25 protein-coding genes and 1 pseudogene are annotated in these 26,209 nt (G+C 56.0%); 6 read left to right on the forward strand and 20 right to left on the reverse strand.

What is annotated here, in order from left to right; translation table 11 throughout:
• Positions 1-710: 710 nt before the first annotated feature.
• A complete protein-coding gene (locus tag MPRO_RS10170; RefSeq protein WP_158651784.1) occupies positions 711-1,007 on the reverse strand; it encodes a hypothetical protein in 297 nt (98 codons plus the stop codon).
• Between the two features lie 250 nt (positions 1,008-1,257).
• Here MPRO_RS10170 and MPRO_RS10175 point away from each other — a divergent pair, with 250 nt between their 5' ends.
• Entirely contained in the window at positions 1,258-1,542 is a 285-nt protein-coding gene (locus MPRO_RS10175; RefSeq protein WP_067291378.1) for a helix-turn-helix domain-containing protein, read from the forward strand.
• Here the strand turns inward: MPRO_RS10175 and MPRO_RS10180 are convergent.
• Together MPRO_RS10180 and MPRO_RS10185 are read right to left on the reverse strand one after the other, a co-directional pair.
• Complete coding sequence (locus MPRO_RS10180; protein WP_067291381.1) at positions 1,517-2,947, reverse strand: plasmid recombination protein; 1,431 nt, start codon at positions 2,945-2,947, stop codon at positions 1,517-1,519. The two genes, MPRO_RS10175 and MPRO_RS10180, sit on opposite strands and share 26 nt — an antisense overlap.
• Before the next feature lie 243 nt (positions 2,948-3,190).
• A complete protein-coding gene (locus MPRO_RS10185) occupies positions 3,191-4,717 on the reverse strand; it encodes a site-specific integrase (RefSeq protein WP_158651785.1) in 1,527 nt (508 codons plus the stop codon).
• A gap of 343 nt (positions 4,718-5,060) precedes the next feature.
• On the opposite strand from MPRO_RS10185, the gene MPRO_RS10190 reads away from it, so the two are divergent.
• Together MPRO_RS10190 and MPRO_RS26320 are read left to right on the forward strand one after the other, a co-directional pair.
• Positions 5,061-5,420: a hypothetical protein gene (locus tag MPRO_RS10190; RefSeq protein ID WP_067291387.1), complete on the forward strand. Its 360-nt coding sequence runs from the start codon at positions 5,061-5,063 to the stop codon at positions 5,418-5,420.
• A gap of 44 nt (positions 5,421-5,464) precedes the next feature.
• Positions 5,465-5,668, forward strand: a pseudogene (locus MPRO_RS26320) (hypothetical protein); the annotation flags it as partial.
• Positions 5,669-5,670: 2 nt separating this feature from the next.
• Here MPRO_RS26320 and MPRO_RS10195 read toward each other — a convergent pair.
• From MPRO_RS10195 to MPRO_RS10250, 12 genes are all read right to left on the reverse strand, one after another.
• Entirely contained in the window at positions 5,671-6,474 is an 804-nt protein-coding gene (locus tag MPRO_RS10195; RefSeq protein WP_067291390.1) for an SDR family NAD(P)-dependent oxidoreductase, read from the reverse strand.
• A gap of 87 nt (positions 6,475-6,561) precedes the next feature.
• A complete protein-coding gene (locus MPRO_RS10200; protein WP_067291393.1) occupies positions 6,562-7,503 on the reverse strand; it encodes a VOC family protein in 942 nt (313 codons plus the stop codon).
• A gap of 64 nt (positions 7,504-7,567) precedes the next feature.
• Positions 7,568-9,316 carry an FAD-dependent monooxygenase gene (locus MPRO_RS10205; RefSeq protein ID WP_067291397.1) on the reverse strand — a complete coding sequence of 583 codons (1,749 nt, stop codon included), beginning with the start codon at positions 9,314-9,316 and terminating at the stop codon, positions 7,568-7,570.
• Positions 9,317-9,470: 154 nt separating this feature from the next.
• Complete coding sequence (locus tag MPRO_RS10210) at positions 9,471-9,767, reverse strand: hypothetical protein (RefSeq protein WP_439646782.1); 297 nt, start codon at positions 9,765-9,767, stop codon at positions 9,471-9,473.
• A gap of 107 nt (positions 9,768-9,874) precedes the next feature.
• The gene (locus tag MPRO_RS10215) at positions 9,875-11,377 is read right to left on the reverse strand and encodes a CoA-acylating methylmalonate-semialdehyde dehydrogenase (RefSeq protein WP_067291402.1); all 1,503 of its coding nucleotides are present in this window, start codon (positions 11,375-11,377) and stop codon (positions 9,875-9,877) included.
• Between the two features lie 99 nt (positions 11,378-11,476).
• Positions 11,477-11,866, reverse strand: coding sequence for a nuclear transport factor 2 family protein (locus MPRO_RS10220; RefSeq protein ID WP_067291405.1), 390 nt, complete (start codon positions 11,864-11,866; stop codon positions 11,477-11,479).
• Positions 11,867-11,947: 81 nt separating this feature from the next.
• Positions 11,948-12,346: a YciI family protein gene (locus tag MPRO_RS10225; protein ID WP_067291409.1), complete on the reverse strand. Its 399-nt coding sequence runs from the start codon at positions 12,344-12,346 to the stop codon at positions 11,948-11,950.
• A gap of 183 nt (positions 12,347-12,529) precedes the next feature.
• Positions 12,530-13,843, reverse strand: coding sequence for a TRAP transporter large permease (locus MPRO_RS10230; RefSeq protein WP_067291411.1), 1,314 nt, complete (start codon positions 13,841-13,843; stop codon positions 12,530-12,532).
• Positions 13,844-13,845: 2 nt separating this feature from the next.
• Positions 13,846-14,424 carry a TRAP transporter small permease subunit gene (locus MPRO_RS10235; protein ID WP_067291414.1) on the reverse strand — a complete coding sequence of 193 codons (579 nt, stop codon included), beginning with the start codon at positions 14,422-14,424 and terminating at the stop codon, positions 13,846-13,848.
• A gap of 17 nt (positions 14,425-14,441) precedes the next feature.
• On the reverse strand, positions 14,442-15,536 hold the full coding sequence (locus MPRO_RS10240) for a C4-dicarboxylate TRAP transporter substrate-binding protein (protein WP_082708633.1): 1,095 nt from the start codon (positions 15,534-15,536) through the stop codon (positions 14,442-14,444).
• A gap of 177 nt (positions 15,537-15,713) precedes the next feature.
• Positions 15,714-16,676, reverse strand: a complete 963-nt coding sequence (locus MPRO_RS10245; RefSeq protein WP_067291419.1) for a VOC family protein — start codon at positions 16,674-16,676, stop codon at positions 15,714-15,716.
• Positions 16,677-16,810: 134 nt separating this feature from the next.
• The gene (locus MPRO_RS10250) at positions 16,811-17,677 is read right to left on the reverse strand and encodes a fumarylacetoacetate hydrolase family protein (protein ID WP_067291420.1); all 867 of its coding nucleotides are present in this window, start codon (positions 17,675-17,677) and stop codon (positions 16,811-16,813) included.
• A 346-nt stretch (positions 17,678-18,023) separates the two neighbouring features.
• Here MPRO_RS10250 and MPRO_RS10255 point away from each other — a divergent pair, with 346 nt between their 5' ends.
• A complete protein-coding gene (locus MPRO_RS10255; RefSeq protein WP_067291421.1) occupies positions 18,024-18,632 on the forward strand; it encodes a TetR/AcrR family transcriptional regulator in 609 nt (202 codons plus the stop codon).
• 17 nt (positions 18,633-18,649) lie between these two features.
• Here the strand turns inward: MPRO_RS10255 and MPRO_RS10260 are convergent, their stop codons facing one another.
• The 5 genes from MPRO_RS10260 to MPRO_RS10280 all read right to left on the reverse strand — a co-directional run bounded on the left by MPRO_RS10260 (position 18,650) and on the right by MPRO_RS10280 (position 24,056).
• The gene (locus tag MPRO_RS10260; RefSeq protein WP_067291425.1) at positions 18,650-20,455 is read right to left on the reverse strand and encodes a monovalent cation:proton antiporter-2 (CPA2) family protein; all 1,806 of its coding nucleotides are present in this window, start codon (positions 20,453-20,455) and stop codon (positions 18,650-18,652) included.
• 226 nt (positions 20,456-20,681) lie between these two features.
• On the reverse strand, positions 20,682-21,308 hold the full coding sequence (gene ycaC / locus MPRO_RS10265; RefSeq protein ID WP_067291428.1) for an isochorismate family cysteine hydrolase YcaC: 627 nt from the start codon (positions 21,306-21,308) through the stop codon (positions 20,682-20,684).
• Positions 21,309-21,455: 147 nt separating this feature from the next.
• Entirely contained in the window at positions 21,456-22,415 is a 960-nt protein-coding gene (locus MPRO_RS10270; RefSeq protein ID WP_245635066.1) for a quinone oxidoreductase family protein, read from the reverse strand.
• A gap of 72 nt (positions 22,416-22,487) precedes the next feature.
• Positions 22,488-23,165: an isochorismatase family protein gene (locus MPRO_RS10275; protein ID WP_067291431.1), complete on the reverse strand. Its 678-nt coding sequence runs from the start codon at positions 23,163-23,165 to the stop codon at positions 22,488-22,490.
• A gap of 87 nt (positions 23,166-23,252) precedes the next feature.
• Complete coding sequence (locus MPRO_RS10280) at positions 23,253-24,056, reverse strand: pirin family protein (RefSeq protein WP_245635067.1); 804 nt, start codon at positions 24,054-24,056, stop codon at positions 23,253-23,255.
• Positions 24,057-24,227: 171 nt separating this feature from the next.
• On the opposite strand from MPRO_RS10280, the gene MPRO_RS10285 reads away from it, so the two are divergent.
• Together MPRO_RS10285 and MPRO_RS10290 are read left to right on the forward strand one after the other, a co-directional pair.
• Positions 24,228-25,133 carry a LysR family transcriptional regulator gene (locus MPRO_RS10285; protein WP_067291437.1) on the forward strand — a complete coding sequence of 302 codons (906 nt, stop codon included), beginning with the start codon at positions 24,228-24,230 and terminating at the stop codon, positions 25,131-25,133.
• Between the two features lie 117 nt (positions 25,134-25,250).
• Positions 25,251-26,135 carry a restriction endonuclease gene (locus MPRO_RS10290; RefSeq protein ID WP_067291440.1) on the forward strand — a complete coding sequence of 295 codons (885 nt, stop codon included), beginning with the start codon at positions 25,251-25,253 and terminating at the stop codon, positions 26,133-26,135.
• Positions 26,136-26,209 lie beyond the last annotated feature (74 nt).

Here is a 26,209-nt window from a genome sequence, read left to right on the forward strand (position 1 = left end):
AGGAGTCTTCGGCAGCGTCAGATTGGTATAAGGGCAAGCTATTCCGAACAGATATTGTTAGCAGTCAGATAGCCGGAAAAACTAAGGTTTCCGCTAATTTTGATAGACCTAACATGGTAATTTTCCTGTACGCAGGTAACGCTGCCACATTGCGTTCGCCGGGTAGTGCGGATTGCCAATGCTGTCGAGGATCAGTAACGGCGGTTCCTCTGTCACAACCATCACACGAACGGCAACCGTACCGTTCGAGAGGTATTTTAGGTCGTGATTCAGTGAACGAAAAAATAGGCGGTGCTTAAATAATACGCGCATAATTTGCATTGATACCCCTCCAGTAGCTCTACGAAGCTTAGCAAAGCAGAGCCGATAGACAAACCGGCGACCAAGGACTTTACACTATCACTCCAGAGGCTCTGAATTCGGCATTATACTTTTCGGTCTAAACTCAGAAAGTTCGCGGTCATTAAAGACATAAAACCACCGAATCATGAGAACTTTTACAAAAGTGGAGAGCTTATTAACGGGCAACTCTGATCGGGACGGGACCTACGGACGCTAAAAAATAAATCCTAGAAATATCAGCACTAATCCCCTCGCATAGTTGAGTAAAACCAAGTCCGTCGCTAATCATCCAGTCGTAAAATATGCCGTAGATTTCTTCGATAGAATAGCGTAGAAGAAAGTGAAGCGCTCGATAGTTTATTGTATTTTTAAGTAAATATGGCCGATCCGAAAAGTCTGGAAAATTCCATTGTGTAATGGTCAGAAGAGTCCAATGCAGGCTGAGCATCCTGAACCGCCACACGAAGAATATCATGCATAATTACATCAACGAAATATAATGGCAAAAGTGAGTTTGTCCTAAAAACATCCAATCCATTTTCGCCGACAAAAAATTTATCAATTTCGCCCCTTGATAGGCCAGGAGGGGCTTTTATAATAAAAGACTCGATCATGCGCTTTGTGCTTGCAGCTACATGAGCAGTCCGCGAGTAATCGCCCAGCAAGATCATTTTCCTAACACAGGCCCAATGCCTTCTCCAGCCCCCCCCCTCAGTCGGCAAAAAGGTGTCGGTAAACGCGATCGGACAAGCAGGAGGATTGTACACAGTCCAGTGATCCGCACATGCCATCAATGCATCACAAATGAACACCACTTTTAGACTGTCAGTGCGTATATTCGTCTGAAGATGATGTATATGCTCTCCCTCCGTCCCTAATTTGGGGACAATGTATCACGTCTCTAAAATAGGGACAATGATCAAGACGATTAACAATACTCGCTACGATGACCTGATTCGCTGGCTACGCAGCGCCCGTGAAGAGGCAGGCTTAACTACGCGGGAACTGGCAGTGCGCCTGGATGAGCCCTTCCAGTTTGTTAGCAAAGTCGAGCTCGGGCAGCGCAAATTGAATGTCTACGAGTATGTGCAGTACTGTGAAGCCCTAGGCCTGAACCCAGGGGATGGGCTGGTGCTTCTCAAAAAGAAATCACCGACGGCTTGGTCTGGCAAGCCTACAACGACTGTGCCGGATCTGTAACCTCGCCCCCTACCCCGTTGCCAGGCTGCGTATGTGCCATCAACCGCAGTTGAACCACATAGTTATCCAGCACATCCGCCAGCACCTGATCGCTCGAGCTGGCTTTCATGAATTGCTGCAATTGCCCTAATCGCGCCCTGACAGCCTCGCCGTCGCTCCGAAAGGCCTGAGCATCGATAGGCACCTGTAAAGCAATCTTAAGCGCATTCAGCGCGCGTGTTGCGGACTCACGCTCACGATCAATCGCATCCACGCGGCTCACTTCGCCGGTCAACCGATTGATCTGCGCATGCAGCACTTTTGTTTTTTGCCGCCAGCGCTTCGCCGCACGTTGCTCGAAGAGCTTTTTGAGGCCAAAAAAACTCAGTACGCGGCCGCCCAGCGTTTCGTACGGTTTGAATTTTTCCACCAGTGCTTGGGCTGCTACCCGCGCCTCCTCCGCCGTCTTGCGCGCCTGAGCGGCGACCCGCGCATCCACCTGGGCTTGCTGATGCAGTTTTTCTGCCTGCTCCTTTTCTTGCGCAATGCGCGCGATCTGCAACCTTGCCTCGTCTTGAGTCGCTTCCACAAGCCACGTAGCCTGCGCCTGGGCGTCCGACAGGACCTGAGCTGCTTGCCGATCGACGGTTTCGGCCTGTCGCTTTGCATTGGCCAGGGCTTCCGCTTTTGCTTGCTCTCGTTGCCACTGCGAGCGTGTCAGACGCTGACGCCGCGGCCCTATGCGGGCCTGACCGTAGTGCACGGCAACCTCCTGATAGTAACGGTCCTGAAACCTTCTCATTTCAGCTTTGTACGCGTCGTTACCGGCTTTTTTACCTTGGCCTGTGCGGTCGTTGCCCTGCGCAGCTCTGCGGGCTAACTCACCTTTGTGCAGCTGCGTAAAATCGCTACTGGGCTCTGTCGCCCCCACCAGAATATGAATATGCGGATGGCTCTCGTCCCAATGCAGCGCAGCAACCTGTACGCGGCTGGGAAATTCGCTTTGGGCGAACGTAATCGTGTCTTCCGCCCACTCCCGTATCTCCTCCAGACGCAGTTGTCTCTGCTCGTCCGGCAGCGCGTCCAGATCCGCGACTGACAGCGGATAACTCGCTATCAGCCCAATACCTGTATTGGCATCGGCCCTTACCTTGCGCTTTTTACCGCCATGCAAGGTGGTGCTCGCATCTGCCGCTATTGCAATCTTCTCCGCCACCGCAACGAACGAAGTGCCAAGTAAGTACTCAGGCGGCAACGGCGACTTAACATGCGGGTGGCTGTAAGGCACCCGTTCAGCTTCCCGCGCAATTGACGTCAAACTGCGTTTTTTACTCGTCCCCTTAGTTCCGTATGCTTCGTAGTGAATGAATTGGTAACCCGCCAAGAAATCCTTCTCCAATAAGCCTTTAAATGGCATCCGTGCCATGTTTACAGTTCATAAAACCACTCAAATCCTGATATACAAAGTCAACAAAACTCATAAAAAATGTACAAACACAAAATAAAGACTACAGAGACCCAAAAAGAAGATACACCGACACTATAAAAGCCCATGAGTATCAATTGAAATACAAACCAGCACCTAAAAACAAATTCAATACTATGAACACCGTCCAACGTAAAGGTTCATAATCCGTGCCAGTACATTACGAAAATAATAGTTTCAAACTTAGACTGACAGGTCATCCTCATCCTCATCTGACTTATTACTCTTCGACTCAAACAACTTTTCACCTCGAGCATGCTTCGCCCTGATCATCTCGAATAAACCTTGCATGCCAGGAGCTTCCTCGTAGTCTACGATGTTTCCGACAATGTGCGACGGCGCTTTGTTCAACAGTTTTGCTTTCTTGTAATGCGTTTCGATAACCTGGACTGAGTTCCCACAATGCTCTGCTATGTCATTGTGTGAAATGCCCGCAGCCAATTGGTTATTGATATAGGTATGCCGGCAACTATAGGACTTGTAGTTAGTATGATGCAGCTTATCTGCAACGTAGCCCAAATACTGCTCTTTGCTGAAAATTTTCTCGTAAGATGGAAAAGCATTGTATCGATAGCTTTTGAATACAAACCGATCAGCATAGTGCTTGATCAAGTGATCAATACGCTCCTCAACAATAAACCCGTTCAATACCATTGCCGCTGACTCAATCGCTTTAACAGCGGTTGCATCGATCGCGACTTGACGATATTTGATAGTACTCTTCTGCGTTTTCCCTTTATGCAACTTAATTACATAATAATGATGACCACTTTCAGCATCGTAATGCTTGCTTATATCCTTGAAACGGATACCTTTCGGCTCTTCGCCAGGGCGAACACCGGTTGATAGCAAGAAGGCAAAGTAGTGCTGGAACGCATTCCGATAGTGCCTAGTCTGCTCTTTCCTGCTGTTCTGTATAAATGCAGGGTAGTTCTCCTTCAAAACATTGAGATCGTGCTCGCTGAAAGGCTCTACACGATAGTCCGGATCGCTTGTCACGACCACTTTCGGGAACTTGGGCACCGACAGCTGGTCGATCAATCGCTTCTTAACAGCGTACTCAAACACTTTGCTGATACTTGTTTTCTGCATTGTTATTTGAGACTTCGACCTGACTGTTGTCTGATCGAAATACTCCACAAGCATGGGATAGTCAACGTTCTTTATATTGCAATCGCTAAAAAATGGAATGATGTGATTTTCCAGCAAGGAAACGTAGCTTTTGTAGGTTGTTTTCGTGACTGCTGGGTCCGCCATAGCGGTCTTCATTTCATCAACGACTTTAAGGGCGATAGTTTTGAAGAACAGGTTCGTCCCCGCCTTGATCGAGTATCCGGCTTCTAGCTTTCCGATTAGCTTAAAGCGTTCTTCAATAGCGCTCACGACGGCTTCCTCCACGGACTCCTTCCCCGTCGAGAAACGTTTTTCTTCTTTGACACCCTTGTTGTCCAAGACAATTCGCGCAGACCAAAATCGTGTCTTGTATTTCTGACGATATAACGAAAGCGTACCATCAACCTTAAAGCGCTCTGTTCTAACGTTCTCTTTATTCTCAATAGTCGGCATATCTTCACCCGAATCGAGATGAGAAAGCAGTGCATTGGCTTGTAGAGCAGGCATATTGAGGATGCGAAGAATCAGTGCTTCCTTATTCATATTTGCAATTCCTTTTGCAATAAAATATGTAGAGATATTTGTAGACTTCGCCATATTATCACCTAAGACCTTGTAATCAAAGACAATATAATAGAGGTCTGAAATTCAAAATCCCCCGCCCTTAAAAGCGTGCCGGTTCGAGTCCGGCCACTGGTACCATCTCAGAAGAGGCTTGCAGAAATGCAGGCTTTTTTCGTTTCTGGCCCATGAAAACCTCCTGATGCCAGGCAGGAGCCCCCGATCAGTCATGGCGCAGCACAATGGGATACTGCAACAGAAGCCTGAATGGACGCAGAGGTGCTGCAAACACCCGCACCCTGCTTGCGCAGCGAGAAGCCATTTGCAAGCCAAGTTGAAAACGGGCTCTCTCACAATGACCAAACACAGAGACTAGCCGATGAACTTCAGAGACCCATTCGGACGCCAGGCGAAAAGAAGCGAGCGCGAATACGCCTCGCTACGGCAGAAACTACCAGGCGCAGGCGTCACCACCCGGGCCGATGCCGAGCAGCTGATAGAGACCGTAGGCAAACGCGGCAAGTACGGTTTAATGATTATTATTCCGCTGACGTTACTGTTGATGCTGCTCATACCCGAAGGGCGTATTATTTTCGGCGCAGCCGGTACTATGGTGGGTCTGTGGGCATATATAACCAGCCGCAAGATTCAGGGTCACGTTCAGCGTTATATCCAAGAGGAGCTCTCCTCTGACAGCAACTGCGAATCAGCGCCCCCCGACGACTCCGCAACCTTGTAGTTGCAGCCAGGCAGCCTTTTTCGGCTCAAGATCATCACAACGGCGAGGTCATCAGGACCCGCCGCTCGTTCCCGAACAATACATCTGTGATGAAGGCGCCCTATCTCGCCTTACATCATATCGCCAATAAGTGGACGATGCCGATACGGGCCGGGAACAGGCGCCGGCCTTGGCCGCCTTCCGCAGGAAGGCCTCGACCAAGAGCCGTCGTATTGATCATGCAGATCACTCTACCGAGCGGCGAATAAACCTAACGCACATTCGTCGTCAGGCCACCGTCAACGGCGATTTTGGCACCGTTGATATAGGCTGCACGGTCCGATGCCAGAAACACGGCCATGTCTGCTACTTCCTGAACCTGCGCCCAGCGACCGCTGATGATGCCCTTGCCGGTACAGAACTCACGCATCCAGCTGTCGGCATCCTTACCCTGGGCAGCGCCCATCTTTGCGGCCCACTCATGGCGCCACTCTGTACCGACGATCCCCGGAACAATGGTATTGGCGGTGACCTTCTGTGCAGCAAGATCGGCGGCCAGATAGCCTGTCATGTGGATCAGGGCGGCGTTGTTCATGCCATAGGTCAAGGCCGGCATCCATGTCATCGACCCAGACGCACCTGTGATCGTGATAAGGCGGCCTGTTCCGTCCTGCGCGATGGCCGGCAGAAACTCGCGTATCGTCCGCAGGGCGCCCAGGGATTTGACCTGAACCTGGCTGAGCCAGTCACTGTCGTCCCAGGTGATTTCGCGGTCCTGCCGCTGTATCGCCGCACCGGCATTGTTGACCAGGATATTGAAAGTACCAAAGTGCTTGCGCGCCTCCCGGGCCGCATGACGCACTGACTCGGTATCGGTAACATCGGTCGCCACCGGCAGCGCCTTGATCGAAAACTCTTCTGCCAGTTCCTTCGCCGCCGCGTTCAATTGCGCTTCGCCGCGCGCCAGCATCACCAGGTTGACGCCCTCGGCAGCCAGGGCGCGCGCCACGCCTTTACCCACACCTTTGCTCGCACCGGTGATGACCGCTGTACGCCCTTTGAGGTTAAGTTCCATGTTGTTCTCTCCGCTTTGATTCACATATTTGATGCCCCAGGCAGCCGGGGCGACTTTGCATGCGTTTTGTTGAGATTCCAGGCAGGCTCAATCGACTTCGTAGTTGCTGGCGAAGTCTTCGGGGACATCGGGGCCCCAGAGGTAGAGGGAGTCTTCCGGCAGGTGGTTATTGGCCACCCAGTCCAGCGTTGCCGGGATAAAGTCGATATCGAAGGAGTACTCCGAATAACTCCCCCAGGGATCCCGCACGTAGTAGAAATAATTGGAGCCCAGTACGTGGCGACCGACACCCCAGCCGCGCGACCAGCCGGCGGCGGCCATCTGCATCGCGCCCAGCCCAACGTCATCAAGGCTGGAGACATCCCAGCTGCAGTGGTGAAATCCGCCGCCGCCAGACTTCACGAAGGCCAGGGTATGGTGATCGGCGCCGTAGGGGGCGTGCATAAAGGCCACAATATCCCGTGACCGGTCCGACAGGCGCAGACCGAGCGTGTCTTCGAAGAAACGAATACTGCGCTCGACATCAGTGACGAAAATCAGCACATGGGACAGCCGGTTCGGGCGGACTTTGGCCGTGTCCTGACGATTGGGGGCACCACGCGTTCCCACGCCGGCCGCGGGCATGACGCTGGATGCCTTTGCGTCAGGTGTCACTTTGGCAGCCGCTCGAATCTGTATGAGATTGTTATCCGGATCATGAAACCAGAGACTTTTACCCGGCTCACCTTCGGGGGCCGCTAGCAGTGCGACACCCGCCGCTTCGAGCTGCCGTTCTATTGCCGCCATATCCTGCTCATAGGCGCCAAAGCACAGATGACGCAGGCGTTTTTTCTCGCCCGGGAACAGTTGCCCCCAGCGGTGATCGCCGCCAAAGGCATGCAATGCCAGGCTGTCCTGCTGCTTTTTAACGTCCAGACCGAAAGCTTCGTAAAATGCACGGGCGACGGAGAGTTCCGGCACCTCGAGTGCGAAGTGATCCAGCGAGTGCACCGCCGCTGTGGCGGATGTTTCAACGTACCTATTGAGCATGGTGATAGTCCCTCCGGCGGGTTTGGGGACGATTTCGCCACCCTCCTCCGCCTGTTCGATCGATTCAGCTGCGCCCGAGAATCTTCTCAATCACGCCCGGCAACGTACCCAGGCTGGCATCGGTGCAAGACCTGGCCCGCCAGGCAACGAAGTGATCGGGACGCACCAGCACGCAGCCGTCATCATCGACCCCACGCAGCCTCTCCCAGTCGCCGAAGCAGTCGATATAATCCTGCCCCGCCCCGATAACGCGAACATCGATATGGATGCCCATCTGATCCTCGATAGAACGGACCACATCCTGCCAGGCCTCCCCGCCGATGCCGGTCAGGAGGGTGAACTCGCCCTTGCCGACAATGTCGTGCGTTGACAGCTTGGTTCTATCTCGGTTAAGCCAGGCATGGGGTAATCGGCAGCCAGGCCAGGTCGAGGCCTGATAGTAGAGCTCAGGGTCCTGCCTATATTCAGGGGCTGGGGTTCCATCAGGAACAACCGCCGAGCTGCCATAACGTTGCCCCAGCTCCACGCCGTGGGCGTTGAACTGATAGTTTTGCAGCTCGATAGCGGCTGCCAGCTTTTGCCGGCGCAGCCTTCCGTCCTCCCCTGGGGCAAAGGTGCGATGCAGGTTATCCCACCCCTGGGCTTCGGTTTGCCCTGGCTCGAACCCCAGCGCCGCTGGAATCGGCGCCATATTGCCCACGCTTTGCATCGCCCGGTCGACAACCTGCCGCCCCACCGGCTGGCGTTCCGCCGAGTAGCTTTCCAGCAGCCTGGGGTTTGCCTTGCCCTCGAGCACCCACTTCAGTTTCCAGGCCAGATTGAAGCCGTCCTGTACCGAGGTATTGGAACCCAGACCGTTGGCTGGCGGATGCCGATGCACGGCATCCCCGACGCAGAAAACACGCCCCCTTGAGTAGTGCTGCGCGACTATATGGTTGATCTGCCACTGGCTGACCGCCTTGATTTTGATCTCGACGCTGTCGTCACCAATCAGGCGCGCGATACGGGCCTTGACGGTCGCCTCACTCAGAACAGGCTCCCCCTCTTTGAGGTCATACATGAAGAGCATGACCCATTCGGTCCAGGGTTTGACATTGATAAAGGTCCCGCTGCCGACCCAGTAATCGTTGCCGGGTGTCAGCATCCAGTAGAGAACACTCGGACGGTAATCGACCAGGTGCGACAGGTCAGCTTCAAACCAGACGTTGGCGGCATGCCCCAGTCCCATTTCACCATCCAGCGTGAGCTCCAGGCCTTCGACAACCTGGCTGCGCGCACCATCGGCGCCCACCAGGTACTGGCTGCGTACTGTGATGACCTCGCCTGAGGCGCGATCCAATACCCGGGATAGCACGCCCGCCTCGTCCTGGCTGAAAGACTGGAGTTCGTGATTGAAGCGCACATCGGCAACAGCCACATCACGAATCGTATCGAGCAGTATTGGCTCGAGCAGATGCTGACCGATATTGCACATGCCGGTGGGGCTGGCTTTATCGTAATCGGAGCGACGCTCAGGCCCCTGCCCCCAGGTAGATAACCGACCAATCTCGGTGCCGTTAAAACCCGTGGCCCAGGCATTGTTCCCCATCCAGTCCGAGCGGGTGGCAACTTTCAGCACCTGCTGCTCGACACCAAGATCGCGAAATACCTCCATCGCGCCCTGGTTGGTAATATGCGCCCGGGGCGAATTGGCCGTACCGGGATATTTTGATACCAGCATATGGCTGATCCCATACCGGGACAGCGCCAGCGATGTCGTTAAGCCGGCTGGACCACCGCCGACAACAAGAACAGGCGTATCGATGGTTTTCATCGTTATTTTTCTCCTGTGATAAATCCGTTTTTAAAGCAGCCAAACACACTCTGGCTAAACCTTTAAGTCTGCGGGCACTACTCAAGAATAGAAAATCAGAAAAACTCTAATTATAAATACGACACTCGCTCATGCAGCCATTAAGAATGGCTGTTCAGTAAAAACTTACGCATGCTAATAAATCTATTTTAAAAGCTTCGTCACGACGACCTGTAATCGTGGAGCCCCGACCTTGATCAACAAAAACGCTATCGGCCATGCAATATAAATAGAACGCCACCAGCGCGACAAAAAGCCCTCGACCAAGCCTGTATTCACCCAGGTTATTATCGCCGTCATGATGGTCACCATATAGATTGACATCATTACCGAGAAAACCAGCTGCGCATGCCGGCGTGGAAACAACATTGAATACCTCCAATAAGCTATTAACCTGGCGCCACTGGATCATCACTTATGCAGAAGACACAATGATGAGGCATCCCTGCTTCAGATATTGACCCCTTGGTTTTTAACCTGGCGATGAAACAGGCCGTCCCGCCCTGTTTCATCATCGCCCTACTTCATCGTCGGCATAACGAAATCCGCACCGGTGCGAATACCGCTCATCCAGCGGGACGTGACCGTTTTAAGCTTGGTATAAAAGCGCACACCTTCGGGGCCGTGCATATGGTGGTCGCCGAAGAGCGAATTCTTCCAGCCGCCAAAACTGTGGAATGCCATCGGCACCGGAATCGGAACATTGACCCCGACCATGCCTACCTGAATTTCGTGCGCAAACATCCGGGCGGAATCGCCGTCACGGGTAAAAATAGCGGTGCCATTGCCATACTGATGAGCGTTGATCAGGTCGACGGCTTCCCGGTAACTTTGCACCCGCACCACGCCCAGCACAGGCCCGAAAATTTCCTCCTGATAGATGCTCATCTCCGACGTCACTTGATCGAACAGACTGCCGCCCAGAAAAAAGCCGTTCTCGCAGCCCTTGGACAGCACACGGGGCTCGCGACCATCGACTACGAGCCGGGCACCCTCAGCAACGCCCTGGTCAATACAGGAGCGGACATTGTCCAGGTGAGCACGACTGATCAGCGGGCCCATTTCGATATCCGGGTCGTCGCCGGCACCGATTTTCAGGGCCTGTACACGGGGTGCCAGGCGTTCGATCAGCGCATCGGCCGCCTCATCGCCCACCGCCACCGCAATCGAGATCGCCATGCAGCGTTCACCCGCCGCCCCGTAGGCTGCCCCCATCAGGGCATCGGCGGCCTTGTCGAAATCGGCATCTGGCATCACCACCATATGGTTTTTAGCGCCACCCAGCGCCTGTACCCGCTTGCCGTTCGCTGCACCTGTGGCATAGATATAGCGGGCTATCGGCGTGGAGCCAACGAAGCTGACCGCCTGAACATCAGGGTGAACCAGCAGAGCATCAACCGCCGCCTTGTCGCCCTGCACTACATTGAAAGCGCCCTCCGGGAGACCGGCCTGCTGCAACAATGCGGCGAGAAACAGCGCAGCGGAGGGATCGCGTTCCGAAGGCTTGAGCACGAAGGTGTTACCACATGCCAGCGCCACCGGGAACATCCAGAGCGCGACCATGGCCGGGAAGTTAAACGGCGTGATACCGGCCACAACCCCCAGCGGCTGGCGCAGTGAATGGGAATCGATACTGCCGCCGATATTCTCGGTGACCTCACCCTTGAGCAAATGCGGACCACCGCAGGCAAACTCCACCACTTCGATCCCGCGGGTCACTTCGCCCATTGCATCGGACAACGTCTTACCGTGCTCAGCAGTAATCAGCGCCGCCAGCTCGTCGGCATGGTGCTCGAGCAAATGCTTGAATTTACCCAGCACGCGCGCGCGCCGCAGCGGCGTCAGGCCTGACCAGGCAGGGAAAGCCGCCTTCGCCGCCCGCACCGCGTCACCTACTTCATCGACCGTTCCCATGGGTACTCTGGCGATCACGGCACCGGTCGCCGGATTAAGCACCTGGGAGAAACGCTCGCTGCGGGATTCGACCGTCTGGCCGTTAATATAATGTGTCAGAGTATTCATTGTTCTTTGCACCTTAGTGAGTAAAGGGTCGTCCGCAGGCGTCGTTTAACTCATCCGCACAGACGCGCGATGATTCCGCCAACGGCATTCAGCCAGGGTTTATTGTGATTCGTTCAGTCTGCGGCAGGCCTGCCAGGCCAGCAATTTCCAGCCATCAGGCATCTGTTGCCAGATACAGAGGAAACGACAGTTCAGATGCGTTGCTATGCCCTCTATATCAACATCGATCTGGATATTGCCGGTAATAACCGCCAGCTCCCCAAATATGCGAATATCATGGTCTTGACACTCGATATGACGATATTTCCATTTTCCCGCCTGAACCCCCTGCAGATAGGATCTCTTGCTATCGGTCACACCATCGGAGTGGGTGTAACTGAGATCCGCCGCCAGAAGTTTATCCAGCGTATCGGTATCGGCCTCCCGCATGGCTTGGTAACGCTGAAGCTCCAGCTCGGAAATCAGGTCTCTTGTTATATGATTGGACATTTTTCTTTCCAGACACTTTAAAAGGCGTGAATATCAACCGGATGTTTACTGCACTCATAAGCTCCGGCCCCGACGTTAAAATCAGATAATTTCCCTTTTACCGTCTGAATAACTGATGCGCACCGTCATGCAGCCTTCGTTCAGCAGCCAGGGGCGGATCTGGTAACGTCTTGCGCCAGAGCTGTGCATTGGATCTGATGCCATTATTTGATCTGCACCCTCAAGCGATTCGGCACGGATGATAACGAGACCTTCACCGTCCCACTCCTTACCATCTTCGGTAAATAGAGGGCCTGCAGCAAACATGATGCCCTTGCGCTCGAGTTCGACCTGGAATTTAAGGTGTTCTTCGACATTCGCCAATACCTCATCCAGATTACCTGCTGAGTAGGTTTTAACCACGAAAAGCTGCTTGGCCAGGAATCCTTTACTTTCACAAAGTTCAACGATCTTATGACTTTCAATATTCCCGTTTGACATAAACACCTCTGCTTTATTTATATTTTATAATTACTGGCCCGACGGGTTAATACATGAAGCAGGGATGCTTCATCATTGCCCGCAGGGCAATGCGAACCCCACAAAAACCAGCACGTTCACGCACTTGCGCCTGTTTTTGTGGGGTGACGGAAAAATAGGTAGGGAACCTATTTTTCCGTCAGGCTAATAGCGAATCAGAACCGTTGTAATTCCCGGAACAGCCACCAGCAATGCCAGCAATAGCAACATGCAGCCGATAAAAGGCATAACGCCGATAAAGATCTCCTTGATGCCGATACTCTGATCATCCAGCGCCGCCTTGACGGTATAAACCGAGATCCCAAATGGCGGTGTGATCAGGCCAATCTCGACAGCGATAATGGTGATCACGCCGAACCAGATCAGGTCCATTCCGAACGCCTGGGCAATCGGCAGTACGATCGGCACCAGAATCAGCAAGATGGACACCGAATCCAGAATGCAGCCCAGCAACAGCAGCACTGCGATATAGACCAGCAGGAACTGATAGGGCCCCAGCCCATAGCTGCCCATCAGGTCCGCGACCCCCGCGGGCAGGCCCGTCATCGCCAGCATGCGGCTGTACAGGCTGGCGGCCATGATCAGAAACAATACCGCCACCGACACATGACCGGTTTCGACCAGTACCTTCCACAGCGAGGCGAGCGTCAGCCTTCTCAGCGCCAGGGCCAGGCAAAAGGCGCCGAAGGCCCCGACGGCACCGGCTTCGATCGGTGTGAAGATACCGCCGTAAAGTCCGCCGAGCACCAGCAGAATCAGCAACAGTATTGGCAAGGCCTTGCGGCTGGCCGACGCCGGGGTTTCCTTGTTACGCAGGCTCTCGTCAGCGCTGGCTTCACCGATAAAGCCGGGCCAGAACCGGGTCATCAAGGCGATGAGCACACAGAAAGACAGTGCCAGCAGGATGCCCGGAATCACGCCGGCGATGAAGAGGCTACCGATCGACTCCTCCGCCAGAACACCATAGACAATCATCAACAGACTGGGCGGTATCAACATGCCCAGAATCGAGCTGGCCGCGACTACACCCACCGAAAAACGGGCGCTATGGCCGTGTCGCATCATTTCCGGCACCGCAACCTTGGTGAACACGGCAGCGGACGCGATACTGACGCCGGTGATGGCGGCGAAAACGGCATTGGAACCGACGGTCGCCATACCCAGGCCACCGCGGATCTTGCGCAATAACCATTCCGCCACATCAAAGGTATCGCGCCCCACCCCGCAGACCGAGACCAGCATGCCCATCAGCACAAAGAGCGGTACAACGCCAAACAGGTACTCGCTGATCGAGTCATTGACCGCAGCGCCGACCATGCGGCTCGCGATTTCCGGGTTCCTCAGAATCGCCAGACTCGAGAAAGAAATAAGGATCAGCGCCATACCAATATGCATGCCGAAAAAGATCGCGGCGAGCATCAGTACAATCGAAAGCGAACCTATTTCAATGGCAGTCATTGTCATTCCTCCTGCAGGCTTTTGGCCGGGGCCATACAGCCACGAACATCGCCATAGATATGCAGCCCGTACTGGATAATGGTGGCGGCAGACCCCACCAGTATCACCAGTCGAACGGGCCAGGTGGGCAGCGTAAACAGCCCCGGCACCCCTACGTAATCATTGTCGTGCCAGGCGTTCAGGAACATGGGCAGCGTCGCATGCAGCACGATCAGACAGGCCACAAGCCCGCCAAGACTGAACAGCGCCCGCAGGAGCCTACCCAGGCGCGGGCAGAGCCCGATAAAGCTGTCCAGAAAGATATCGGCCCGCGCCATGCGGTTGTGCCTGAGGGTGCTGGCAAGCTGCATAAACACGATGGCGACGATCGACAGTGACACGAACTCCGCAACACCGTAGATGGGCTGGCTCAGCAACGACCGGGATGCCACATCGCCACAGATCAACAGCATCATCGCGAATATCAACAGCGAGCCGATGCCGTTCATCCCGTCGATCAGGTAATGCAATGGCGAGAGTCGCAGCCTGGCCCGGCAGCCGCTTGCCTGCGCCGGTTGCTGCAGTGCCGTATTGGTATTCATGCTGACCTCCAGCGTGCTCACAGCTCTTGATCCCAGTTGCGCAGTGGCTCGACGCCCTGCTTACGCATCGCATTCATGTAGGCACTGAGCACTTCGCGAGCAGGCAAGCCGTTGGCTTCATTCTCCTGTACCCACTGTGCCGCGATGTTGGGCATGGCACTGACCCAGGCCAGTCGCTGTTCGCGGGACCACTCGAGGACCTCCACCGCCGGCGTCGCATCGGCACCCTCCTCGGCCAATTTCTGCATTCCGTTGTGGTAGTTAGCCATAACGGCTTCACCCAGTTTGCGCGAGTACTCCAGGCCAACCTCTTTCATGATCTGCTGCACATCCTCTGGCAAGCGCCCCCAGGTATCCTTGTTGATGGCCAGCGCACCGAAGTAAGTCGACCCGAGATTGACCTTGGTCACGTAAGGCGCAACCTCGTACAGCTTGATTCCCATGACTCCCGATGTCAGCGATAGCGCGCCTTCGGACAGGCCGGTCTGCAAATCGGTGTAATAGGTCGTGAGCGCACCGTTGACCGCCACAGACCCGGTTCCGCGCATCCAGGACGCGAGTACACCGGGCGCCGAAATTCGGCGACCCTCCAGGTCCTCTACCGAGTTAAGCGGGAAAGTCGTGAACATCTGGTAGGTGTCGCCACTGCAGGCGCCCAGAAAGACCAGGTTGTTCTGCTCCCACTCCGCCTTCAGCGCCGGAACCGTCTCGTTCAACTCATTGAAAACCTCCATCATCAGCGCCGGATCATCCGTCACCGCCGGCGCATAGATGGTCACCTGGCTCAGGGGTTGCTTCGCGCCCTCCAGATTGCTGAAAACCCAGCCGATATCGACGATACCTTCGGCCACTGAGCTCAGCGTGGCGTTCGCCTTGTAGAGCTGCCCTCCGTAGGCCTCCTGCCACTGGATGCTGTAGTCCTTCCCCAGTGCCTCGACCCGCCGGGTGACTTCGGGAATGAAATGATTCGAGATAACCCCCACCCAGGGCAGGATCTTGGGATGGCTGGCCCCGACCGTTAACCTGAAGGTTTCTCCGGCATGGGCCACAGTTGCCTGGAACAACGTCAGACAAGAGGCGATACAGGCACTCATTAGGTATTTATGCCACATGGTGACTCTCCTTATATTTATTGTCGTTTGGGTTAATCTGCACCGTTTATAATCCGCAAAACAACCACTCCGAAGATTTCCGAAGCTTGTGCCGCTGTCACAATAAAACTCGACTCACCTCGAAGAGAATATTGATAAAATTCCGCTTTAATAATTGAAGGTTATTGTTTACTGCTGTTATTTATTCAGCGAATAGGCTGAAGCCTCGCCGAGAAAATCTTCTACCGACATTGATGGCCCCCACTGATAGAGGCTGTCATCGCAGGCGGCCGTATGCCCCAGTGGAGATTCATGATTAAGAAGATCGCCATCGGTAAAGTGCTCAATAATATTGCCGGAAGGGTCCAGCCAATAATCGAATATCTGGCTGCCCAGTAAATGGCGACCAATGCCCCAGAAGGGTGTCCAGTTCCGCTCATGCATCCAGGTATTCCCCAGGCACTGGGCATCGAAGTCCTGTACTTCGAAGGAGGCATGATGAACTTTGTCCTGCGGCGCCTGGAAGAGCGCGACCGTATGGTGGTCGGTCCAGTCCGCGCCCCGGTTGAGTCGAAGAAACGCAGCAACAGGCTGATTCTGATCATCAGACTCGACCACAAGATCTGACGGAATCAAGCCTAGCATCTCCCGGTACCAGCTGAGGCTTTCCGGCATGTCCTCGACACCGATGGCGATATGGCCCAGCCTCATCACCTGCGCCGGTGCTTTTGCCGGGCGCTGCACTTCACCAAAGCGTTGTTTTTTCTGGGCAGAATTCAACGTCAGCGCCTTGCGCATCGGCAAAGGCTCAGCGGCCTCCACAGCATGAACGAGTTCGACACGCAGCCCAGCCGGGTCGGTCAGTACCACGCGTTCGCCACCTCCGGGCCCCTCGATGGCTTCAATCAGCGAGCCACCCGGCAACGTCTGTGCAAATGCCAGGTCGGCCCGTTCTTCGACCGCGAAAGCGAGGGTCGAACAGCCCGTCTGCTCCGAGCGCTCGGCAATATAAACATACGGCAGTGGACCGGTACCGCGCATATAAAGTCGATCTGCAGTCTTTTGCGCAGTCACCATGCCAAAGTCCGTCAGGAAGCGTTCGACGGCGTCCAGATCTCGGTGGCGATAAACAACATGATTAATATCTTTTATTCTTAGCATTTCATGAACTCCTCAAGCACGCAGCCTTCCATAAATAGCCAGAAAAGCCGCGAACCCAATTATCAATAATGGCGATTATCGACAGTATCTAAGCTTTCATTCGCTTATCAGCGAAGGCATCCTGGTCGAATGAATCAAGCCAATACTGCTTCGTCTTCGACTTTATTACTGAGGGTTCCGATACCCTCTATTTCGACAGTGCAAAGATCGCCGGGCTTCATAAACAGCGGCGGGCGACGAGCCCAGCCAATACCCGCGGGCGTACCGGTCACGATCACATCACCCGGCTCGAGGGTAACGGCTTCGCTCAGAATCGAAATCAGTTGGGCCACATCGAATATCATGTCGCTGGTGTTGCCCTGCTGCACCACCTGATCATTCAGCCGGGTGATCAGGCCCAACCCCTTGGCTCCCGCGGGCAGTTCATCAGCAGTCACAAACACCGGACCGAAGGCGCCTGTCCCATCGAAGTTCTTGCCTACCGTCCATTGCGGGGACTTGAACTGATAGTCTCGTATCGAGCCTTCATTAAAGATCGAGTAACCGGCAACATGGGCCAACGCCTGGTCTCGCGGGATATGACGCCCCAGAGTACCTATAACCACCGCCAACTCGCCTTCGAAGTCGAGCTGCTCGGACAGGCGAGGCCGAACCATAGCAGCCTCGTGACCGATCAGGGATGTCGCGAAACGCGGAAAAAAGGTCGGATAATCAGGCTGCTCGTAGGGACTTTCCTTGGTGTGATCGGCATAGTTGAGACCCACACAGACAATTTTTCCCGGACGCTCGAACGGCGGAAGGTACTGAATCGTACCGCTATCAATGATCGGAGCCTCCGCCAGAACCTGCTCAGCAGCCCGAAATGCTTCAGCGCCCCCGCAAACCAGATCCTGCAGGCTGCCAGGATAAGCCGCATCCCCCGCCAGCAGCCCTCTCAGCGTACCTTCCTTCTCAATAGCCAAGCCTTTACGGCCACTCTGTGCAAAGTTCACGAAACGCATCACGGCACCTCTCGAGTAATCTTTTAATTATTAGGTACGGTACTGTACCGTACCTTTTGAGATTAAACTAAACCCGTAAATGCTCTGAGTCAATGACTATTACGTTGCTTTTAATTATTACAAATTGAAACTTGATACTTTCTAACAATGAAAAACACCGGCTCAGCCCCCTGGCCACGCCTGCAGAAAGCTGGCGGCTGGCGGCTGAAATACGAAAGTCGAGCCCCCTGGCGGCCGTAACGAGCCTGTTAACAGGCTTGATGCGATGCGCGAAGGCACTTATCCTTGAGCGCACCCTAAACTGTACGATCTATTACCGTACCTTTTTTGAGAAAGAATCAGATTCATGAATCAGCCACGGCAGATCGAAAAGCGCAAAGCCATCATTAACGCAGCGAGCGAGATGTTTCTCGAAGCGGGATACGCCGGTGTCAGCGTCGACGGCATCATCGCGCAGATCGGTGGCTCCAAGCGCACGCTCTACAAATATTTCGGCGACAAGGACGGCCTCTTCGCCGCCATCGTCGAGCAGATGTGTTCGGAAATCGTCACCCCGCTTACGCACCTGGATCTCAAAAGGCTGTCGCTGCGTGAGGCGCTTTCGACAATAGCACACACCTTTCTCGAAGTTCTGCTGTCGCCCCGCACCATTGCCCTGCACCGCCTGATTATCGCCGAGGCGTTGCGGGCACCGGCCTCTGCCCGTACCTTTTTCAACGCCGCACCGGCCACATCCTACCGCTGTCTCACCGAGTACTTTATCTGGGCCGACGGCGCCGGACTCGTGACTCCGGGCGATGCCCATGCCAGGGCCATCCTTTTTCTCGACTCCCTGACCGGCCAACTCCAGTTGCGCAGTTTGCTCGGGCACGAAAATCCGGCACCGGTTGAGCAGGAACGGCTGATCGACGAAGCCATCGCTGTCTTCACCAAGGGCATTGCCCCCACAGAATGATCGAGGCCGGGTACCCCCTAGCCTTTTTTAGAGCCGTCCAGCACATCTGACTCAAACAATGTCTCCAGCTCCGCACGGGCGTCTAGGGCCGTCTGGATAACAGCGGCCTTGTCGTCATGCACCAATTGCTGGGCCTTCAGTATCTCTTCGTCATGACGCTGGAAGCGTTTTATGCGCGCGTCTGCCTGGTCGGCGCTCAACCCAAGCCCCAGCAGCGACTGGCGACTCATCTCCAGGCTTGAGTGGAAGGTTTCCCGTATAGCCTCCACCCCCAGACCCGCCAACCGGAGCGCATCCTGACGATTGCGCGCTCGGGCAATCACCCTGATATCGGGGTAGAGCCGGCGCACCAGCTGCGCGATGCTGATACTGGTTTCGGGGTCATCGGTGGCAATGATGAATAGCTTCGCTGCCGGGACGCCGGCCGCTAGCAGAATGTCCGGGCGCAGGGGATCACCGTAAAAGATGGGCCTGTGCCCCATACTGCGCGACAGCTCGATGCTGTCGACCGCCGTATCCAGTGCCAGAAAAGGCACACGCTGCGCGTGCAGGACGCGGGCGACCATCTGTCCCATCCGGCCCATGCCCGCAATAACAACCCTGGGCTCATCACCTTCAATATCCTGAAAACCCTCAGGTATCTCTGCAGGTTCCGACTTCGGTTTGAGCAGTCGCCCAACCAGCATCATAAGCAAGGGCGCGACAGCCATCGACAGGGTAATCGCCAGCACGAGATAACTATGGGTGACCGTCGATAGCAGCTGCTGATCCTGCGCCATATTGAACACCAGAAAGGCAAACTCACCGCCCGTCGCCAGAACCACGCCCAGGCGCAGAGCACTCGCGGCATCGAGCCCGCCCAGCAGCCGCCCTATCAGCCACAACAATGGCAGCTTCAGCGCGATCAGCAAGGCCGTCAAAGCCAGCACCAGGCCGGGCGCCACCAGCAGCAGGCCGATGTCCGCCGTCATGCCGACACTGATAAAGAACAAGCCGAGCAACAGCCCCTTGAATGGCTGAATCTGCGATTCCAGCTCATGACGATACTCGGAATCAGCCAGCAGCAGACCTGCCAGAAAGGCTCCCAACGCCATGGATATACCCACCAGGTCCATCAGCCAGGCAGTCCCGATGACCACCAGCAGCGCCGTTGCGGTCGAGACCTCCTGTATGCCGGTCTTGGCCACGATACGAAACACCGGTCGCAGCAAGTAGCGTCCGCCAACAACCAAAATGGCGATACTGCCGAGCACCTTGAGCACAGGCACCAGGCCGGTATCCCCGCTTGCATCAGCACCGGCGCCACTGAGCAGCGGCACCAGCGCAATCAGGGGAATGGCAGCGATGTCCTGGAACAAAAGGATGGCGAACGCCTGCCGGCCATGGGCGCTTTTGAGCTCTTTGCGCTCGGCAAGCGTCTGCAGGCCGAACGCTGTTGATGACAGTGCCAACCCGAGCCCCAATACGACGGCAGCCTGTACAGACAGCCCGAACCCCAGCGCAGCCACTGCACCTATGACCATTGCGGTGAGCAGTACCTGGGCCAGGCCCGCGCCGAACACCGACTTGCGCATGACCCAAAGCCGCCGCGGCGAGAGCTCGAGCCCGATGATAAACAGCAGCAACACGACCCCAAGCTCGGAAATATGCGCCACGCTCTCGGGGTTCTCGATCAATCTCAATACGGAGGGGCCTATTACAACGCCTGCGAAGAGGTAACCCAGCACCGCTCCCAGCTTCAGATACTTTGCCAGCGGAACGGCCACAACCGCCGCCGCCAGAAAAACAACGATGGCCTGCAACAAACTGGCTTCATGTGGCACCGTAACCTCCTGTTATTAACTCGGCAATCAAACCGGCATCCCTGTTGATTGAATTGCCGCCCTTGAAAGTCGGCGGAATTTTTCGAAAACCTTTAGTGCCAAGAACAATAAGGCTTCAGCCTAATCAGCCAGAATAATTCGACGGCAAAAAATAGCGGGGAATACTGACACTACCGCATCCCCCGCCTATTCGCTCAACAAGCGTTAATAAACAGCTGGCCGCTGATCACTTATCGCCCTGAAAAGTACTGTAGCTGGAGATCAGGTTACGGTAGTCCGGAATATGGTTGGAGAAGAGCGCGCCCAGCCCTTCAACATCGTTGCGCCAGTCCCGATGCAGTTCACAGGCAGCACCAAACCAGGTCATCAGCTGGGCTCCCGCCGCCGACATGCGATCCCATGCAGCATCCCGGGTCAGGGGATTGAAGGTGCCGGACGCATCTGTCACCACGAAGACTTCGTAACCGGCCTCCAGTGCCGACAGCGCCGGAAAGGCTACGCAGACTTCGGTCACCACGCCGGCAATGATCAGCTGCTTTCTGCCCGTCGCCTCGACAGCCGCGAGGAAGTCTTCGTTGTCCCAGGCGTTAATCTGTCCGGGACGGGCAATGTACGGAGCATCGGGAAACAGCTCTTTCAGCTCCGGCACCAAAGGCCCGTTGGGCCCCGTCTCGAAACTCGTGGTCAATATGGTCGGCAGTTCGAAGTACTTGGCCAGATCGGCCAGCGCCAGCACGTTGTTCTTGAACTTATCCGGTTCTATATCCCGCACCAGAGACAGCAGACCCGCCTGGTGGTCCACCAGCAAAACTGCGGCCTGCGTCTTGTCCAATCGTACATAGGGAGTTGTCATGATAAATTCCTCGTTACGGTTGTTTCGCCAGCGCGCCTGGGCGCCCGGCTCTGTAGGACATTGCCGCACTTGCCGGGCAGCAATGCTGAATGCCTCTTTCTATATATTCTTAGCAGTCGGCCAGGCCTTAGGCCGGTGGCCTGACCTTCAGGGAACCAATACGATCTTTTCGGAGCTGCCCGCATCGCAGCGACGGTAGGCATCCGGTGCCTGTTCCAGCGTTAGGGTCCTGAAATCCGAGGGCCCGCCTCCCTGCTGCGTGAAGTGCTCACCAATGCGGTCCAGGAAAGGTACGCAATCCTGCATGCTGTAGAGCGCAGAGTTCACCCCAAGGATGGCGCCACCGCGGCGATAAAGGTTCAAGATTGGCACCTCTACTACCCCACTGACCGGCGCCGCAACCACGGCAATGCGCCCGAACCGCCCGACGGCGTCTATGGCCGCTGGCAGCCAGAAACCGGTTGTATCGAAGACGACCTCGCAGGTGCTGCCGTCGAAGGCCTGCGTCACCGCGGGCGCAAGATCAGACTCTCCTTGCAGCAGCATGGCCCTATCGCCACGCTCGAGATAATGTTCGAAAATTTCACGGCGGCGGACCGCCATCAGCGGCCGGGCACCACGCGCCTTCGCCAGCAAATACGCGGCTGAACCCACGGCGCCAGCACCTATGATCAGTACCCGCGTACCCTGCACCACCTGACAACGATCCAGCGCGTCCAGCGCGGTGATATAGGGGACACCCACTGCCGCCGCCTGAGCAAAGCTCATAGTCGCGGGTTTCAGGGCGACGGCGCTGACGGGCAACCTCATGTACTGAGCGTGACTGCCATCCCGGGTAAAGCCCAGCTCCTTGCCACTGCCCCAGACCTCCTGCCCCTGCAGCTGTTCAGGGCCCGAAAGGATCACACCGGCAAAATCGCGCCCAGGTATGCGCGGCAGCGTGGTGTATGGAAAACGCCCCAGTACGTTTTTGACATCACTGGGGTTGAGGCCGGCCGCACGAATTTCCACCAGCACTTCGCCCGGTGCAGCAACCGGCATTTCGAGTTCAAGGAACCGCAGTGCCGCAAGGTCTCCGGTGGCGGAAAACTGCAATGCTTGCATCATAAAACGGTCTCCGACTCAGCCCAGTCGGCGTCATTTAACGCCAGCCGAGTACCATGCCCTGGGCTGCCAGGGCTAACGCTGGGAATCCAGCACCTCGTTATTCGTGACCACATCCTGCGCCTTGAGATAACTTTCGATCAGCAGCTGATAGGCGGGGAATATCCGGGTGTAGACTTCAGCCCACTGCTGCGCATCCTCCCGATTCCAGGTGCGCTGCAGCTCGGATGCCACCGCGGCCGTATCCATGGGGACCACACCCGCCTGCATTACCCGGGCGAGGGTGATTTCCTGCGCCATCTTGGAATAGGTGCCAGAGGCATCCACGACGGCGAAAACCCTGTAGCCCTCCGCGACGGCGCTGATCGCGGGAAAAGCCATGCATACGCTGGTAATAGTGCCGGCGATGATCAGCGTCTTGCGGTTAGTGGCTTTCACTGCGGCGACAAAGTCCGCGTTGTCCCAGGCATTGATCTCGCCCTTGCGCGCTATGTACTGGGCATGGGGAGCATTCTCGTGAATCTCCGGAATCAGCGGGCCGTTAGGCCCCTGCGGCACCGACGCCGTAGTAATAACGGGCAGCTTCGCCAGGGAGGCCATCTTGGCCAGCGCGGCGGCGCGTGCGCGCAACTCTGGCATCGGCATGTCCCCCACCGTCTGGAAGAGACCACTTTGATGATCGATCAGCAGCATGACGGCGTCATCTGGATCGATGACCGGGCGCTGACCGTTGAAGTTGGCTGGATTAACCATGTCGTTACTCCTTAGATTTCGACAGGCTGCCAGGAGGCTGCCCGGTTGAAGCCCCTGCCCGCCCGGGATGAGCGGCTGCGGGCGGTTTCAGGAGGAGATCTGGCCGAAGCGACCGTTATTGATATCGGAGATGGCCTGGCTAATCTCGTCCTGGGTGTTCATTACAAAGGGGCCGTAGCCCACGATAGGCTCGTCAATCGGCTCGCCACTCAATAACACCATCACCGAATCGACCGTCGCTTCCAGCGCCAGGCCATCTCCGGCGTTGCCCAGCAGCACAAGCTGCGGGCCCGTGGCGACGGTGTTCCCGTTTACGGTGACGGAGCCTTTCAGCACCACCAGCGCGGTGTTCCACCCTTCAGGCAGCGGTAACTCGACACTCCCGCCCTGGGATAAGCGCATATCCCAGACATGCATCGGCGAGTGGGTTCGGGCAGGGCCTGCATGGCCGTCGAACTCACCGGCAATAACCCGTACCGACCCGCTACCCTCAGCCAAAGGAACTTCCGGAATCTCGCCGCTACCAATGGCCTGATAGCCCGGCGCCGTCATTTTGTCGCGGGCCGGAAGATTCACCCAGAGCTGCACCATTTCCAGGGCGCCGCCGGAACGGCTGAAAGCCTCGGAATGAAACTCCTCATGCAGGATGCCGGAGCCGGCTGTCATCCACTGCACATCACCGGGACCTATGACACCGCCCTGCCCGGTTGAGTCTCGGTGCGCGACCTCTCCGCGGTACACCAGAGTGACCGTCTCAAAGCCGCGATGGGGATGTTCACCCACTCCCCGGGGCCGACCCGACGGCGTGAATTCCGCAGGGCCGGCGTAATCCAGCAGCAGAAAAGGACTGAGCTGCTTGCCATATCCCTCGTAGGAAAATAAGGACCGCACGGGAAAACCGTCTCCTACCCAGTGCGGCCGGGGCGCGCTGTATACGCCAAGAACTTTTTTCATGACCACCTCACCGTTGCGATACGATAAGCAAAATAGATTGGCGCAGCGGCTTTGGGTAGAGGCTAAAATTGAGTCTCAGCGTCCTGTTTGGTGAACGATAGGAGCGATATGCAGGATTTAAACGATCTTTATTACTACGTGAACGTAGTGGATCATGGCGGATTCGCACCGGCCGGCAGAGCCCTGGGGGTCCCCAAATCAAAACTGAGTCGCCGTATTTGCATGCTGGAAGAGCGCCTCGGTGTGCGCCTGATAAACCGCTCCACCCGCCATTTTTCAGTGACCGATATCGGCCATACCTATTACGAGCACTGCAAGGCCATGCTGGTTGAAGCCGAGGCCGCCCAGGAAGCCGTTGAAATGACCCGGGCAGAGCCTAGGGGCATTATTCGCATGACCTGCCCGGTGGCGTTGCTGCATGCGCATATCAGCGCCATGCTGACCGATTTTATGGTTCAGTACCCTGGAATCACTGTCTACCTGGAAGCGACAAATCGTCGTGTCGACCCCGTCAGTGAAGCGATCGACCTGGCCATACGGGTACGCCCGCCGCCCCTCGAAAACAGCGACCTGGTCATGCACGTGCTGGCAGACCGCAGCCAGTCCCTGGTGGCGAGCCCGTCACTGCTCGCGCATCACAGCCTTCCCCAAACGCCCGCGGGCTTGAGTGAATTTCCCAGCCTGGGTCTGGGAACGCCGCAGCAGGAGCATGTCTGGAGTCTGTCGGGGCCGGATGGCGCCCATGCAATGATTCCCCACAGGCCTCGCTTCGTCACGACTGACATGTACGCCTTGCGCAGCGCAGCGATCGGCGGCATAGGGGTGGTGCAACTCCCGACCATGATCATGCAGGAGCAACTCGCACAGGGCACGCTAATCAAGCTGGTGCCGGACTGGGCACCGCGCCGGGAAATCATACACGCCGTGTTCCCCTCGCGACGCGGCTTGCTGCCGTCGATCCGAAAGCTGATCGACTATCTGGGGCAACGCTTTAAAGCACTGGAAGAAGACTGACGCGCTCAAGCAGCAGCGGCCAGCGTTGATACACGGGCTGGCCGGCAGACTTCAACAGGCGATTGATTTGAGCGGCTGTACGACAGAAAACAAGGCTAGAAAAACAGGGATCGTCATATGGGACGCAAAGGTCGCAGTTCAGTCTTTGAGCTCTTTATTCATGCAGCATCCAGACTACCCGCCTGGGTCTGCCTCATCTTGGCCCCGGCCAGCTACCTCGTGCTGCATCCTTTGGCCGACCGAACCGTGCAGGTAGCAACCAGGCCTGGGAGCGCGATTCCGACCAATATGCTCGAAATCCTGCTACAGCCCCTATTCCATGTACTGCAGTATGCTATCCCTATGGTCCTTGTTTTTGGTGCGCTGGTATCCATATTCAAAGCCTTCAGCGGACGCAGGCTGGCCAAGCAGTATCTGGCCACGCCATCGCGCCCGAGCGTCGACAAGTGGCCGTCAGCGCCGCGCTCAGGCACGGACACCATGAACTGGCAGCAGTTCGAGCTGCTTGTGGGCCAGGCCTTCCGGCAGGCCGGCTACTCTGTGATTGATGGAGGCGAGGAAGGCCCTGACGGCGGGGTCGATGTTCACTTGAAAAAAGACGGTTACAGGTTCTTCGTCCAGTGCAAACACTGGAAGACGCGCAGTGTGGGTGTGGCCGTAGTGCGTGAGTTATATGGCGTTATGGCCGCCGCAGGCGCGCGAGGCGGCTTCGTCGTAACCTCGGGTGACTTCACAGACGATGCGCGGGCATTTGCCAGCGACAAGAGAATCGGATTGCTCAACGGCGTCAAGCTCGACAAGATGCTCCGCAGTGCAGCAGCCACACTGCCGCAAGAGACGCCTGAAACATCGATAAGCACAACTCCGATACCCGCATGCCCGCGGTGCTCGTCGGTAATGGTTAAACGCAAAGCCCGTCAGGGGGCAAATGCAGGGCGGGCCTTCTGGGGCTGCCCGCGCTTCCCGAAATGCCGAGGCATCATCAATATTGATGAGCGGTGAGTCTGGAAATCACGGTGTTTGGCTGGAATACAGGCTTATGTAGAGCTTCACCTGCGGTGGCGACTGTACCCCCT

The sequence above is a fragment of the Marinobacterium profundum genome, assembly GCF_001528745.1.
GTDB classification, from domain to species: domain Bacteria; phylum Pseudomonadota; class Gammaproteobacteria; order Pseudomonadales; family Balneatricaceae; genus Marinobacterium_A; species Marinobacterium_A profundum.

What these genes read in the sequence shown, in the direction of transcription:
- MPRO_RS10175 (WP_067291378.1), top strand. Translation starts at nt 1,258, where the DNA reads ATGATCAAGACGATTAACAATACTCGCTACGATGACCTGATTCGCTGG.
- MPRO_RS10290 (WP_067291440.1), top strand. Translation starts at nt 25,251, where the DNA reads ATGGGACGCAAAGGTCGCAGTTCAGTCTTTGAGCTCTTTATTCATGCA.
- MPRO_RS10215 (WP_067291402.1), bottom strand. Translation starts at nt 11,377, where the DNA reads ATGAATACTCTGACACATTATATTAACGGCCAGACGGTCGAATCCCGC.
- MPRO_RS10235 (WP_067291414.1), bottom strand. Translation starts at nt 14,424, where the DNA reads ATGAATACCAATACGGCACTGCAGCAACCGGCGCAGGCAAGCGGCTGC.
- MPRO_RS10200 (WP_067291393.1), bottom strand. Translation starts at nt 7,503, where the DNA reads ATGCTCAATAGGTACGTTGAAACATCCGCCACAGCGGCGGTGCACTCG.
- MPRO_RS10210 (WP_439646782.1), bottom strand. Translation starts at nt 9,767, where the DNA reads ATGATCCAGTGGCGCCAGGTTAATAGCTTATTGGAGGTATTCAATGTT.
- MPRO_RS10270 (WP_245635066.1), bottom strand. Translation starts at nt 22,415, where the DNA reads ATGATGCAAGCATTGCAGTTTTCCGCCACCGGAGACCTTGCGGCACTG.
- MPRO_RS10225 (WP_067291409.1), bottom strand. Translation starts at nt 12,346, where the DNA reads ATGTCAAACGGGAATATTGAAAGTCATAAGATCGTTGAACTTTGTGAA.
- MPRO_RS10205 (WP_067291397.1), bottom strand. Translation starts at nt 9,316, where the DNA reads ATGAAAACCATCGATACGCCTGTTCTTGTTGTCGGCGGTGGTCCAGCC.
- ycaC (WP_067291428.1), bottom strand. Translation starts at nt 21,308, where the DNA reads ATGACAACTCCCTATGTACGATTGGACAAGACGCAGGCCGCAGTTTTG.
- MPRO_RS10195 (WP_067291390.1), bottom strand. Translation starts at nt 6,474, where the DNA reads ATGGAACTTAACCTCAAAGGGCGTACAGCGGTCATCACCGGTGCGAGC.
- MPRO_RS10275 (WP_067291431.1), bottom strand. Translation starts at nt 23,165, where the DNA reads ATGGTTAATCCAGCCAACTTCAACGGTCAGCGCCCGGTCATCGATCCA.
- MPRO_RS10180 (WP_067291381.1), bottom strand. Translation starts at nt 2,947, where the DNA reads ATGGCACGGATGCCATTTAAAGGCTTATTGGAGAAGGATTTCTTGGCG.
- MPRO_RS10285 (WP_067291437.1), top strand. Translation starts at nt 24,228, where the DNA reads ATGCAGGATTTAAACGATCTTTATTACTACGTGAACGTAGTGGATCAT.
- MPRO_RS10250 (WP_067291420.1), bottom strand. Translation starts at nt 17,677, where the DNA reads ATGCGTTTCGTGAACTTTGCACAGAGTGGCCGTAAAGGCTTGGCTATT.
- MPRO_RS10185 (WP_158651785.1), bottom strand. Translation starts at nt 4,717, where the DNA reads ATGGCGAAGTCTACAAATATCTCTACATATTTTATTGCAAAAGGAATT.
- MPRO_RS10220 (WP_067291405.1), bottom strand. Translation starts at nt 11,866, where the DNA reads ATGTCCAATCATATAACAAGAGACCTGATTTCCGAGCTGGAGCTTCAG.
- MPRO_RS10255 (WP_067291421.1), top strand. Translation starts at nt 18,024, where the DNA reads ATGAATCAGCCACGGCAGATCGAAAAGCGCAAAGCCATCATTAACGCA.
- MPRO_RS10245 (WP_067291419.1), bottom strand. Translation starts at nt 16,676, where the DNA reads ATGCTAAGAATAAAAGATATTAATCATGTTGTTTATCGCCACCGAGAT.
- MPRO_RS10240 (WP_082708633.1), bottom strand. Translation starts at nt 15,536, where the DNA reads ATGTGGCATAAATACCTAATGAGTGCCTGTATCGCCTCTTGTCTGACG.
- MPRO_RS10230 (WP_067291411.1), bottom strand. Translation starts at nt 13,843, where the DNA reads ATGACTGCCATTGAAATAGGTTCGCTTTCGATTGTACTGATGCTCGCC.
- MPRO_RS10190 (WP_067291387.1), top strand. Translation starts at nt 5,061, where the DNA reads ATGAACTTCAGAGACCCATTCGGACGCCAGGCGAAAAGAAGCGAGCGC.